The 13,889-nt window shown below is 71.0% G+C and carries 6 protein-coding genes; 3 read left to right on the top strand and 3 right to left on the bottom strand.

From position 1 onward, the window contains the following. Positions 1-106: 106 nt before the first annotated feature. Complete coding sequence (locus tag ACQEVZ_RS12645) at positions 107-772, top strand: class I SAM-dependent methyltransferase (RefSeq protein WP_433365648.1); 666 nt, start codon at positions 107-109, stop codon at positions 770-772. A gap of 545 nt (positions 773-1,317) precedes the next feature. Here the strand turns inward: ACQEVZ_RS12645 and ACQEVZ_RS12640 are convergent. Continuing rightward, complete coding sequence (locus ACQEVZ_RS12640; RefSeq protein WP_433365645.1) at positions 1,318-4,623, bottom strand: family 16 glycoside hydrolase; 3,306 nt, start codon at positions 4,621-4,623, stop codon at positions 1,318-1,320. Between the two features lie 194 nt (positions 4,624-4,817). After that, a complete protein-coding gene (locus tag ACQEVZ_RS12635) occupies positions 4,818-6,872 on the bottom strand; it encodes a carbohydrate-binding module family 20 domain-containing protein (RefSeq protein WP_433365643.1) in 2,055 nt (684 codons plus the stop codon). Positions 6,873-7,158: 286 nt separating this feature from the next. Here ACQEVZ_RS12635 and ACQEVZ_RS12630 point away from each other — a divergent pair, with 286 nt between their 5' ends. Next, complete coding sequence (locus tag ACQEVZ_RS12630) at positions 7,159-10,101, top strand: carbohydrate binding domain-containing protein (RefSeq protein WP_433365641.1); 2,943 nt, start codon at positions 7,159-7,161, stop codon at positions 10,099-10,101. Between the two features lie 17 nt (positions 10,102-10,118). Beyond that, a complete protein-coding gene (locus ACQEVZ_RS12625) occupies positions 10,119-12,218 on the top strand; it encodes a carbohydrate-binding module family 20 domain-containing protein (RefSeq protein ID WP_433365638.1) in 2,100 nt (699 codons plus the stop codon). A gap of 57 nt (positions 12,219-12,275) precedes the next feature. Here ACQEVZ_RS12625 and ACQEVZ_RS12620 read toward each other — a convergent pair whose 3' ends face one another. Beyond that, positions 12,276-13,886, bottom strand: coding sequence for a M16 family metallopeptidase (locus tag ACQEVZ_RS12620; RefSeq protein ID WP_433365635.1), 1,611 nt, complete (start codon positions 13,884-13,886; stop codon positions 12,276-12,278). Between the last annotated feature and the right edge of the window lie 3 nt (positions 13,887-13,889).

The raw sequence follows: 13,889 nt of genomic DNA, 5'->3' as shown, positions 1-13,889 counted from the left end.
AATCATGCTGTCACCAGCTGCCCCACCGCAAGCGGCGGGTCCCGCGCGCCCCCCATGCGCCGCAAGCGGCGCACGACAAGCGTCTTGCGGATGGCATGGTTGCCTGATGTCCGAGTTCACCGCCGACGGCCGACCCGTCGGTCTCTACGCGGTCCTGCCCGACGGCGGCGAGCCCGCCTTCGTCCACGCCAAGGTCCCGCCGGGCGCGGCGGTCCTGGACCTCAGCCACGCCGGCGGGCGCTTCGCGAACGGCCTCACCGGACTGGGTCACGAGGTGGTGGTCGTCGACGACTCCCCGGCGATGCTGGCCCAGGTCCGCCATGGTCGGACGGTCCAGGCCGACCTCGCGACCCTGGACCTCGGCGAGCGCTTCCCCGTGGTGCTGGCGGCGACCACCCGCGTCAACGCCGCCGACGTCACGCTGCGCGACGAGCTGCTCGCCGCGTGCCGCCGGCACGTCACCCCCGATGGCCTGGTCGTGCTGCGCTGGCTGCCGCCGTCGTGGTTCGACACGGCGGTGCGGTTCACCGGCCGGCTCGGCCCGCTCGAGGTCACGTTCGAGATCGAGTCCTTCGACGGCACGGTCCTGGACGGTCACAACACCTACCGCCGCGGCGGCACCACCTGGGAGCTGCGCAACTCGGTCCGCCGCCTCAGCAACGCCGACATGCGCGCCGCCCTCCTCGCCACCGGGCTGCGCTTCGACCGGCACCTGCGCGGCGGCCGCCAGTTCTTCTCCGCCGTGCCCGTCAGCGGCCCGCCAGGGGCTTGAGCGTCCAGATGACGGCGGCTGCGTCCGTACCGGCGAAGAACGCGGCATCGGCGGCCTCGACGACCTCGATCGTGCGCTGGGCGAGCTCGGCGCCCGGTCCGTGACCCGCAGCCGCCTGGCCCGCGTGTCTGCGGGGTCGACGGCCCGCTCGATGAGGCCCTTCTCCTCCAGCTTGTAGCGCTCGGGGTCGAAGGCTGGTGGACGGCCGCCCTTCGACCCGAGCTTGCGCCGGTTCGCGGCGTGGTCAGCCTTGATCGGGATCGTCGCACGAATTCCGAGCCGTCGCAGGTACGCCCGGTTGCCTTTGCCATGACAACGCCTTACGTCCCTGCCGGCCTCGCACCGACACGACAGGCAGCGCCACGGCCAGGACCGCCCACTCCGCGTCGGTGGGATCGTGCCGCCTCGTCACCGCCAAGCTGGCCACGAGGTCTCCGGTAGTCAGGTTTTGCCTGGTCGCTGACCCACCTACCGGAGACCTCGTTTCCTATCTATCACCGACACGCAGCCAACCAGGTCGACGACTTACCAGACACGCCTTTGCCCTACGCGGGCTCGATCCAGATGTTGCGGTAGCGGACGTTGGCGCCGGGGTCGTTGTGGTCCTGCAGGCGGATCGGCAGCGCGGCCGCGGACTCGGCGGCCCCGTTGCCGGTCGGGCCGTCGATCGCCACGTCGTTGTGGACGACGACGCCGTTCCACACGACGGTGACGCGGGCGTTCTCCGTCTTCGTCGCGCCGTTCCAGCGGGCGGCGCGGAACGTGACGTCGTAGGTCTGCCACGTCTCCGGCGCCGTCGCCGGGTTGCTGTCCGGTGCCCGCTTCAGGTAGATCGCGCCGCACTCGTTGGTGGCGAGGGTGGCCTTGCCGTACGTGTCGAGCACCTGCAGCTCGTAGCGGTCCTGCAGGTAGATGCCGCTGTTGCCGCGGGCCTGGCCGGTGACCTCGGGCGGCAGGTTCGGCAGCCAGAACTCCACGTGCAGCTTGAAGTCGCCGAAGGTCTGCTTGGTGCGCAGGTCACCGCCGAGCACCTCCACCGACCCGCCGGACACGGGCCAGGTCGCCGCGCTGCCGTCGGACGCGGCGAACGCGTTGAGGTTGCCGCCGTCGAACAGCTGCACCCGGCTGACCCCGTTGTGCGTCCACACCTGCCGCGCGTCGCCGATCTGCAGGGCGGCGCCGCTGGCGTTGAGGAACCGGCCCGACTGCGGGTTGAGCAGTGCGCCGTCGGGCTGGGCCTGCCACACCTGGGCGCCGCTGCCGTTGCAGTTCCACAGCTGCACCGGGGTGCCGGCCGCGGTGTTGCCGCCGCTGACGTCCAGGCACTTGCCGAGGGCGCGCAGGGTGTCGCCGGTGCGGGTCCAGCTCTGCGCGGTCGTGCCGTTGCAGCCCCACAGCTGGACCTTGGTGCCGTTGGCGGTGTCGGCGTTGCTGACGTCGACGCACCGGCCGTCCGCGCCGGTGATGGTGCCGGTGCGGTCGCCGGGCGGCAGGCCGACGGTGAGGCTGTCGAGGTTCACGTGGCCGATGTCGCCGCTGTCCACCTTGTACGCGATGGTGTTGCCGCCGGCCCGCAGCGTCACCCGGTCCACCGCGTTGGCCCAGGTCTCCCAGTCGCCGGTGCTGGCGAGGCTGACCTGGCGGACCTTCGCGCCGTTGACGTAGAGGCTCACCGTCTTCGTCCCCGGCGACGGGTTGGGGCCGTTGCTGTAGCGCAGGTTGACGTCGTACGCGCCGGCCGTCTGCGTCGTGACGCTGAACGTGGTCGCCGCGCCGGCCGTACCGTAGCCGGCGACGAAACCCGACCCGGTGTATCCACTGTGGTCGGTCGCGACGTGCGCGCTGCCGCTCAGGCCGGCGTGCTCCGCCTCGAGCCGGCCCGGTTGCGCCAGGGTGCCGTCGACGAGGCTGTTCAGCGTGTACCACGCCTCCGTGCTCCACAGCGACGCCCCGGTGGTGGACGTGAAGGGGCGCGGGGAGCGCAGGTAGACGACCCGGCCGGGCTTGAGGCCGGCCAGCTGGAGCGTCACCTTGAGCCGGTCCGCGGACAGCGTGGCGGACGTGACCTGCAGCGTCTCCTCGTCGACCTTCGGGCCGCCGTACGCGGGGGTCGGCACGTAGCGCCACTGCTTGGCCACGTAGGAGGCCGCGGTCGCCGAGGACACCGGCTGGGTGTATTCGAGCTCGAAGCCGCCGGCGATCGCCCGCATCGCCTTGATCTCGAAGGCCGAGGCGCCGTTCGGGGTGAGCTTCTGCAGGCCGTAGGTGAGCTTGCCCTCCTGACCCCAGTTGCCGCCCGCGCCGAGCCCGCCGGCGTACAGCGCGCCGTCGGGGCCCTGGCTGAGCCGCAGCACGCCCATCTCCAGGCCCTGCGTGAGCCGGAAGACCGCGCCCTGGTACTCGCCGTTGACCTTCTCCAGGTACGCCCGCTGGATGCCGCCGTAGGTGACGTCGCCGAACAGCAGCTGGCCGGCGAACGGGCCGCTGGACAGCAGCAGCGGGGTGCTCGGGGAGTTGGCGATCTCGTTCTGCGGCAGCCACAGCACCGGGGCGGTCACCGGCTGGTTGTCGAACGGCCCGTCCGGGTTGGTGTAGTGGCCGAAGAACCGGTCCTGCTTGATGCGCACCAGCTTCGAGGCCGGCAGCCAGCCGCCCTGGTTGTCGGTGACGAGGATGTCGCCCTCCGGGCCCCAGCCGATGCCGTCGGGGGTGCGCAGGCCGCCGGCGACGTACTGCACCGCGCCCGTGCTGCGGTTGATCTTCAGGCTGGTGCCGCGGTTCGGTGAGCCCTGCGGGTCGGTGGTCGCGCCGCCCTGGTTGATGGACACCGACAGGTTCAGGTAGAAGTAGCCGTCCTTGTACAGCAGCCCGAACGCGAACTCGTGGAAGTTGCCGTCGAACGGCCACGTCGCGACGGTGCGGTACTGGTCGATCTGGCCGTCGCCGTTGGTGTCGTTGAGCTCGGTCAGCTCGTGCTTCTGCGACACATACAGCTTGCCGTCGACGTACTTGATGCCCATCGGCTCCCGCAGGCCGGTCGCGATCCTGGTGTAGGTCACCTGCGCGGGCGATGTGGCGCCGGTGACGCCGCTGAGCAGGTAGACCTCACCGACGGTGGTGTTGCTGCCGCCCCAGGTCGTGATCGCCAGGCGCCCGTCGGGCAGCCAGTCCATGGCGCTCACCTGCGGCTGGAAGCCGTTCGGGCGGAGGCTGGTCAAGGTGTACCCGGGATGCACGGCGTTCAGCGGCAGCCCGTCGCCGGGGCTGTCGGCGGCCCCCTCGCACTCCTTGCGCCCGGGCGCGGTCACCCGCACGACCCCGGCGTCGGTGCTCAGCGCCGAGTTCGGCACGACCGTGAACCCGGACGCGCCCGGCGGCCGCCACTCGAGGGTCAGCTGCTGCCCGCCGGTCCGCTCGAAGTAGTCGATCCGGATCGCGTGGTAGCCGGCGCTGAGGGTGACGGTGCCGTCCATGGCGGTCGCCCCGTGCAGCCCGTCGTGGTTGATGACGGTCGCGCCGTCGACGAGCAGCCGGGAGCCGTCGTCGCTGGTGAGCCGGAAGATGTACGACCCGGCGGTGGTGACGTTGACGTTGCCCGTCACCTGCGCCTGGAACAGGTCCTCGAGACCGAAGTCGGCGGCCGTGCTCCAGTTGACCGTCGGCATGAGCTTGTCGATGTTCGGCGTCTGCCCGGTCTTGAGGGTGCAGATCGAGCTCAGCGGCGTCTGCACGTCGAAGACGCGCAGCGTGACGCCGGGTTCCTGCGGCGGGACGGCGGCGCGGGCCTGCGTCGCGGGCAGCAGGCCCGCGATCAGGACGGCGGCCGCCGCGCCGAGGACGGTTCTCCTCATCGAGCGCTCCAGAGGGTAGGAGTTGTCCGGCGGCACGGTGCGCCGCCCTGAGAACTCCCGCGCGCTCGCCGAAGGGCGACACGGGCACCGCGAGCCGCCACCTCGCGGTGACGGCCCTCGATGTGTCAGCCACGCTAGAAGACTTTTGCTCGAATGTCCATGACTTCTGTCGATTGGATCGAAAGTGCTGCCGGTCAGCGCCAGGTGTCGTTCAGGGCGATGCTGCCTCCCGACGGGGTGGCGACCGTGCGGTTCGGGTCGCTCTCCCAGGTGACGGTGCCGGCGGCGTCCTTGCGGATGTACTTGTACTCGACGACCGCCGAGCCCGGCAGGGTCACCTGGCCGGTCCACGTCGCGTCCGCCGCCTTCGTCAGCGGCACGGCGTTCGCCGGGTTCCACGAGCCGATGGACGGCGCGGCGCCGACGAGGAACAGCTGCTGCCCCGGCTCCTCGGCGACGTGCAGCGTCACGTCGCCTTGGACGGTGGCGCCGGCCTCCCAGCCGTCCGAGGTGGACAGCCAGCCGTCGGCGGGCACGGTCTCCGTGCGGTTGGGGCGGCTCTCCCAGGTGACCGTGCCGTCGGCGGCGAGCTTCACGTACTTGTACTCCAGCGCGGTGCCGGCCGGGACCTGGACCCGCGCGGTCCACTGTGGATAGCCGCTCGACGACAGCCGCACGCCGTTCGCGGGGTTCCAGGCGCCGAGGGCGGGGGCGTTGCCGACGAGGACGAGGCGCTCGCCCGGGGCGACCACCGCGTACGCGGAGAACGACACCGCCGCCGCGGGAGCCGCGACGGGCCGGGAGACGCGGTGCCGCACGTCGATCGCGAGGGTGCTCAGCCCGGGCACCGTCGTGGTCAGCGCGCCGCCCTTGCCGACGGTGACGGTCGGGCCCGTGCATCGGTCGCCGCGCACGGTGCCGCGGGTGACGTCGCAGTAGACGCCGGCCGGCAGGCCCGTGTCGAACGTGCGGGTGACGGCGGTGCTCTCCCGGTTGAGCACGATGTAGCCGCGGCCCTCGCGGGCGAAGGCGATCGCGTTGTCGCCGTCGCTCCACCAGTGGCTGACCGGCGCGGTGCCGGCGGCGTTGCGGAAGCCGACCAGGCCGGTGGTCGCGGTGTCCCGCTGCTGGCAGAGCCAGCCGCCGGGGCCGCTGGTGACCCCGCCGCAGCGCACGGCGCCCAGGTCGCCGGTGGCCGACGATCCCGGCGGCCCGGCGTCGGTGCTGGTGAACCCATAGCTGGACAGCACGAGCGGGTGCCCGTAGGGCCACGCGAGGGAGAAGGCGTTGCCGAGCGCGAAGAGCGGCCCGTCCTTGTACGTGAGGGTCGCGCCGCTCTGGTCGCGCTCGGTGTCGTGGCTGTCGACGTAGACGACGGCGGTGGCGGACGGGGAGAAGCCCCACGCCTCGCCGAACTGGTCGAGCCAGCTGAGCTTGCCGGTCTTCACGACGCGGCTGATCTGCTGGCCGTACGCGTCCTCGATGACGTCGCCGACCGGCAGGTAGTCGGACTTCGGGATCGGGGCGTTGCCGAGGACCTCCTGGTAGAGGTACGCGGGCCGCTTCAGCTTGGCCTTGATGGCGGCGAGGTCGGCCGCCGGGACGTGCTTGGCGGCGTCGATGCGGAAGCCGTCGACGCCGAGGCGCAGCAGGCCGTTGAGGTAGCCGGCGATGTCGGTGCGCACGTCCTCCTGCTCGGTCGCGAGGTCGGACAGGCCGAGCAGCTCGCAGTGCTGGATCTCCCACGCGTCGTTCCAGTCGTGGATCCAGTCGTCGCCGTTGCGGCCGCAGTGGTGGAAGTCCGTGCTGTCGTACAGGCCGGGGTAGTCGTACTTGCCGAACCGGGTGCCGCCGCTGCCCACGCCGCCGGTGGTCTGGCCCGACATGTGGTTGATGACGGCGTCGACGTACACCTTGACCCCGGCGCGGTGGCAGGCCTCGACCATGCCGGCGAACTCGCGGGGGTTGCCGTAGCGGCTGTCGAGCTTGTAGCTGACCGGCTGGTACGCCTGCCACCACGGATACCCCTGCGCGGGCAACTCGACGTGCTCCTGGGGTGGGGTGACCTGCACGGCGGCGTAGCCGGCCGGGCCGAGGGTGGTGCGGCACTCGTGGGCGACGTCGCGCCACGGCCATTGGAAGAGATGTGCGGTGACGTCGCCGCGGTCCGGGGACGCCGCCGCGGGCGGGGCACTGAGCCCGACGGCGGTCAGGGCGAGGACCGCCGCGAGCATGAGGGGACGCTTCACGAATACGCTCCACTGTAGGCGGCTTGCAGGGATTGCAAGGTCTTGCAAGAGCGCACTGATGCTAGCTTCCCGTAACGCGCCGGTAAAGACCTGTTGATCTTTGCAAGGTGGCGTCGACGTTTCAGCAGCTCAGCCCGGATCTGTCCGGTGAGGAGTTGGTGATTTTTGCAAGAAGCTTGACATGTGTCAATCGGCCAGATCAGTCTTCCTCCACGCGCTGCCATGCCCCGCCAGGCTGTCACGTCGGTCGGTCCGCCGCCGCATCGATGCACGCAAGGAGCACCCCGTGTCCCGAAGAAGAGCCCTGTTGCTCGCCGTCCTGACGCTGCTGGCGTCCCTCCTCGTCGTCCCCGCCCTCGCCGCCGCGGGCACCACCGTCACCGTCTACTACAAGCCCGCCGCCGCCTGGACCACCATCAACATCCACTACGCGCCCAACGGCGGCGCGTGGACGGCCGTGCCGGGCGTGGCGATGACGCCGGCCTGCACCGGCTGGTACAGCAAGACCATCGACCTCGGGTCCGCCAACGGCCTGCAGGTCGTCTTCAACAACGGCGCCGGCACCTGGGACAACAACTCGGGCCGCAACTACGCCCTCGGCACCGGCGACGTCACGGTCGCCGGCGGCGTCGCGGGCACCGGCAACCCGTGCGGCGGCCAGCCGACGCCGACGACCCCGCCGCCGACCGGCAACACCGCCACCGTCTTCTACTCCACCGCCGGCAGGAACTGGCCGGTGGTGAACATCCACTACGCGCCGAACGGCGAGGCGTGGACCGCGGTGCCGGGCGTCGCGATGAACGAGGTCGCCTGCGCCGGCTGGGTGAAGAAGACCGTCGCGCTGGGCGCCGCCACCGGCATGCAGGCGGTGTTCAACAACGGATCCGGCACGTGGGACAACAACAACGGCGCCAACTACCGCATCGACGCCGGCACGTCGAAGGTCGCCGGCGGGGTCGTCACCGGCGGCGCGACCGACCCGTGCGCGGCCGTTCCGCCCGACACGACCCCGCCGAGCGTCCCCGGCGGCGTCACCGCGACCGCCGACCACGTCACCGTCACGCTGTCGTGGACCGCCTCGACCGACGACCGCGGTGTCACCGGCTACCAGGTGACCCGCAACCCCGGCGCGACCGTGCTCACCACCGCCACCAACGGATACATCGACGGCGGGCTCGCGCCGAGGACCAGCTACTCGTACACCGTGAAGGCCGTCGACGCGGCCGGCAACCTCTCCGGCGCGTCCAGCACCGTCACCGTCACGACCGGCGACGCGCCGCCGCTGCCCGCCGGCGGATCCATGCTCGGCGGCGACCCGCGCAAGGAGAGCATCTACTTCGTGCTCACCGCCCGCTTCTACGACGGGGACGCCTCCAACGACAGGGGCGGCAGCCAGCACGTGAAGTCGGGCAACGCGGCCAACAACGACCCGATGTTCCGCGGCGACTTCAAGGGCCTCGTCGACAAGCTCGACTACATCAAGGGCCTCGGCTTCTCCGCGATCTGGATCACGCCGGTCGTGCTCAACCGGTCCGACTACGACTACCACGGCTACCACGGCTGGGACTTCTTCCGCGTCGACCCACGCCTCGAGTCGCCCGGCGCCAGCTACCAGAACCTCATCGACGCCGCGCACGCCAAGGGCCTGAAGATCTACCAGGACGTGGTCTACAACCACAGCTCCCGCTGGGGCGCCAAGGGCCTGTACGTGCCGACCGTGTGGGGCGCCCGGGACGGGCAGTGGGACTGGATGTACAGCGAGAAGGTCCCCGGCAAGACGTACAACCCGCTGGAGGAGAACGCGCTCGGCCGCGCCTACAACGGCGACCTGTGGTCCACCACCGCACCGGCCGGCAACACCTGCCCGAACTACGGGCAGACGAACGGCACGTTCAGCCCCGAAGGCTACGCCAACCACCACTGCCAGTGGCCGAGCCCGACGGCGAAGATGTTCCCCGCCGACCTGTACCACCAGTGCTGGATCGGCAACTGGGAAGGCGAGGACGCCCGCTCCTGCTGGCTGCACGACGACCTCGCCGACTTCAACACCGAGAACCCGGTCGTGCAGCAGTACCTCATCGACGCGTACAGCTCCTACATCGACATGGGCGTCGACGGGTTCCGCATCGACACGGCCGTGCACATCCCGCGGGTCACCTGGAACCGGCGCTTCCTGCCGGCCCTCCAGCAGCACCTGGTCCAGAAGTACGGTGCCGCGAAGGCGAACGACTTCTACGTCTTCGGCGAGGTCGCCGCGTTCGTCAACGACAAGTGGAACCGCGGCTCCGTCAACCACTCCGCGCAGTTCTACACGTGGAAGGAGCGGCGCACCTACAGCGCGGACGACGCGACCGCGGCCCTGGAGCAGTTCAACTACGAGAACCTGCAGGGCACCGGCAACCAGCCGACGTCGACGAACGCGTTCCTGAACGGCAACCTCTACCACGCGCCGGACCACAGCCAGTTCTCCGGCATGAACATCATCGACATGCGGATGCACATGAACTTCGGTGACGCCGCCAACGCCTTCAACAACGGCAAGGACTCCGACGACAGCGTCAACGACGCCACGTACAACGCCGTGTACGTGGACTCGCACGACTACGGCCCCAACAAGTCCAGCACCCGTTACGCCGGCGGGACGGACGCGTGGGCCGAGAACATGGATCTCATGTGGACGTTCCGCGGCGTCCCGGTCCTCTACTACGGCTCGGAGGTCGAGTTCCAGGCCGGCAAGCAGATCGACTGCGGCCCGACGTGCCCCCTGGCGAACACCGGCCGGGCCTACTTCGGGTCCTATGTGGAGGGCACGGTCGTCGCCTCCGGCTACGGCACCGTCGCCAGCGCCAGCGGCCCGGTCGCCACGACGCTGAGCAAGCCGCTCGTCCAGCACGTCCAGCGACTCAACCAGATCCGCCGCGCGGTGCCGGCACTGCAGATGGGGCAGTACTCCACCGCGGGCGTCTCCGGCGGCATCGCGTACAAGCGCCGCTACACCGCCGGCAGCGTGGACAGCTTCGTCCTCGTCGCCATCTCCAGCACCGCCACCTTCACCGGCATCCCCAACGGCACCTACACCGACGCCGTCACCGGTGACGTGCAGACCGTCACCGGCGGCACCCTCACCGCCACCGTGACCGCCAAGGGTGCCATGCGCGTCTACGTGCTGTCGCTGCCCGGCAACCCCGCGCCGGGCCGGGTCGGCACCGCCGGCCCATACCTCCGCTGAGCATTGGAGACACCCCTGTGAAGAAACGTGTCCTGAGTATCGGCGCGGTCGCGCTCGCCATGACCGGCGCGCTCGCCTACCCGCTGCTGTCCGCCGACCGTCAGGCCGACGCGTCCGTCGCCTCCGACGACGTCATCGCCAACCTGTGGCTGTGGCCGTGGACGTCCATCGCCACCGAGTGTACCAACGTCCTCGGCCCCGCCGGCTACGGCGCCGTGCAGGTCGCGCCGCCGGAGGACTCGATCAGCGTCGCCGGCCACCCGTGGTGGGACATCTACCAGCCGGCCGCCTACGACCTCAACAGCCGCATGGGCACCCGGGCCCAGTTCACGGCGATGGTCAACGCCTGCCACGCCGCGGGTGTCAAGGTGTACGTCGACGCCGTCATCAACCACATGACCGGCGCCAACCAGTCCTCGACGACCGCGTACGGGCCGGCGTCCTTCACCAACAACTACAGCTACCCGAGCGCCGGCTACGGGTACAACGACTTCCACCACAACCCGGGCGCCTGCCCCCAGTCGGACAACCAGATCCACGACTGGAACAACCAGACCGAGGTCTGGAACTGCCAGCTCGTCGGCCTCTCCGACCTCGCCACCGAGACCGACTACGTCCGCACGAAGATCGCCGGCTACCTCAACGACCTGATCAGCGTCGGCGTCGACGGGTTCCGCGTCGACGCGGCCAAGCACATGGCGCAGGCCGACCTCGCCGCCATCAAGGGCAAGCTGACGAACCAGAACGTGTACTGGGCGCAGGAGGTCATGCCCGGCGGCAGCGGCAACCTGTCGATGGCCGCCTACGAGGGCATCGGCGGGGTCCTGGAGTTCAACTACGCCACCAACCTGAAGAACCAGTTCACCGGCAGCATCGCGAACCTGCAGACGTTCGGGACCAGCTGGGGCCTGCGCCCGTCGGACAAGGCGACCGCGTTCGTGTCCAACCACGACACCGAACGCAACGGCTCCACCCTCAGCTACAAGAACGGCAGCACCGACACCCTCGCCACGGTCTTCATGCTGGCGTGGAACTACGGCACCCCGAACGTGATGAGCTCGTTCAGCTTCACCAACAACGACGCGTCCCCGCCCGCCGACGCCAACGGCTACGTCACCGGCGTCACCTGCGGCAGCGGCTGGGAGTGCCAGCACCGGCAGCGTTCCGTGCGCAACATGGTCGGCTTCCACAACGCCACCAAGGCCAGCACCACCGTCGGCAACTGGTGGAGCGACGGCTCCAACGCGATCGCCTTCTCCCGCGGCGCGCTCGGCTGGACGCTCATCAACAACGGCGGCGGGTCGGTCGCGTCCCGCACGTTCAGCACCGGCCTGCCGGCGGGCGTCTACTGCGACGTCATCCACGGCGACTACACCGCCTCCTCCGGCACGTGCAGCGGCCCGACGGTGACCGTCAACGGCTCCGGCCAGGCCACGGTCGGCGCGAACGCGAAGGACGCCGTGGCGCTGCACGTCAACGCCCGCGTCACCGGCGGCACCCCGTCGCCGACGCCGTCCACCTCGTCGCCGGTGCCGGCGGGCGTCGCGTTCACGGTGACCGGCGCGCCCACGGGCAACCCCGTCTACCTGGTCGGCTCCGTCGCGGAGCTCGGCTCCTGGAACACCGCCAACGCCATCCCCATGACCGCCTCGGGCTCCGCCTGGACGAAGACCGTGACGCTCCCGGCGGGCGCCGCGGTCGAGTACAAGTTCATCACCAAGACCAGCGCCGGCGCCGTCACCTGGGAGCCGGGCAGCAACCACACGTACACCGTGCCCGCGAACGGCACGGGCACCGTCAGCACCACCTGGAGCGGCTCCACGGCCACGAACCCGGCGGTCACCTTCAACGCGACCGTCACCACCGTCCTCGGCCAGAACGTGTACGTGGTCGGCTCGATCCCCGCGCTGGGCTCGTGGAACACGGCGAACGCGATCGCCCTGTCGTCGGCGAACTACCCGGTCTGGTCCGGCACCGTCACGCTGCCGTCGAACACGGCGGTGGAGTACAAGTTCATCAAGAAGGACGGCGCCGGCAACGTCACCTGGGAGAGCGGCGCCAACCGCACCCTGAACACGGGCACCGCCAACCAGACCGTCAACGCCACCTGGAAGTAGTTCACCCCGCCGCAGCCCGGGTCCGCTGTTCAGCGGACCCGGGCCCGCCTCCACGGGTCAGCATGAAGCCGGCGAGAACCTGCCGGTCGCCGGCGGGAGCACCCCGTCGGGCGGGAGCATCGTGATGGTCCGCGGGATGACGCCGGTCGCCGGTGGGCGCCCGCCGGTGGGGGCCGGGAACGTGCCGGTGGACGGCGGGAACGTGCCGGTGGCAGGTGCCGGCGACGGGCGCGGGATGTCGTCCGGCTTGCGGGCCGGCATGGGCAGGATGATCGACGGGTCCACGGACCGGTCGATGCGGGCGGTGGTGTCCGCGGGCGCGGCGAACAGCGCCGGCTCGACCAGCACCGCGATCCCGTCCAGGCCGATCAGCTGCCGCGCGCCGTCCGGCCACGCGTGCACCACCGCGCAGGAGCGGTAGCGGACCGTCGCCCGGCACTCGCCCTCGACGATGCTGACCCCGTCCGCGCCGAGGACGAGCGAAGCGCCGGAGCCGTCGAGCGCCCGGTACGTGTGCCCGGGGACCGCGTCCGTGGACGTCGTCGGCGCCGCCGCGAACCCGGCCCAGTCGGCGCGGCTGCCCGGCGGCACCTGCAGCAGCCCCGAGCCGAGGACCTGCAGGGCGGCGTCGTGCACGTCGGCGAGGGTGACGGCGTACAACTGGCCGCGCAGCTGGTCGAGGGTGCGCAGCCGCGCGCCGGTGAGCAGGTCGGCGGCCAGGCCCGGCAGCCGGCCGGCGTGCGCGTCGGGGTGGCGCAGCGCCTCGTCGCGTTTCGCGCGGACCGCGTCGAGGTCGGTCTGGGAGATCCGGCCGACCCGGAACCCGGCGAGGACGTCGACGAAACCGCCGACGACCGCGCCCTGCTTCTCCGGCAGCGCGTCGGCGAACGCGGTGACCACCGCCATGCCGTCGCCGCGCGGGTCGTAGGAGGCGCTCGCCGCGTACGACAGGCCGCTCTCCTGCCGCAGCGACCGGAACAGCTCCCGCTCCAGCATCAGGGCGAACATCGAACCGGCCACGTGCCGGCGCATGACGCCGTCGAAGACGACACCGCCGCCGGCGCCGGTGAAGTACGCCGGTGTCGCCGGCAGGATCGTCGTGGCGACCGGCACCGGGCGGAGCGTCCCGGCCGGCAGGCGCAGCCGCAGGCCCGGCGGGATCCGGTCGCCGGAGATCCACAGCACGGCGTTCGCCTGGGTGAACCAGGCGTTCGCCCAGGCCCGCACGTCGTCGGGGCCGAGCCGGTCGATGCCCCACTCGGGGTAGCTGACCAGGCCGTAGTGCTGGGCGCCGTACCGCCACATCGGCAGCATCCGGTTGACGCCGCCGCGCCCGGCCGCCTCGGTGCGCAGGATCGCCTTCTCGGTCTCCAGCCGCTGCACCGGCAGGTCGGCGAGGGAGTCGCAGACCATCTCCAGGTACGTGACGATGTCGCGCTCGCTGCCCTGCATGTGGAAGTGCGTGACGACGCTGCCGGTGGCGCCGTTGTAGTGGTAGTCGGCGACGCCGTGCCGGTGCAGCGCGAGATGCTCGACGAGGTGCGTGATGCCGATGCGGGCGGCGCCCTCGTCGGCCAGGCCGACCCGGAAGGTCAGCCCGGCGGTCATCGGGCCGGAGCTCGGCGCGAGCAGCGTCGGGACGCCGTCGACGTCGGTGCGGTGCAGCACGGG

Origin of the sequence: Dactylosporangium sp. CA-152071, from assembly GCF_050936335.1 — a bacterium.
Classification (GTDB): domain Bacteria; phylum Actinomycetota; class Actinomycetes; order Mycobacteriales; family Micromonosporaceae; genus Dactylosporangium; species Dactylosporangium maewongense.
This window is presented reverse-complemented; position numbering and strand designations above follow the sequence as displayed.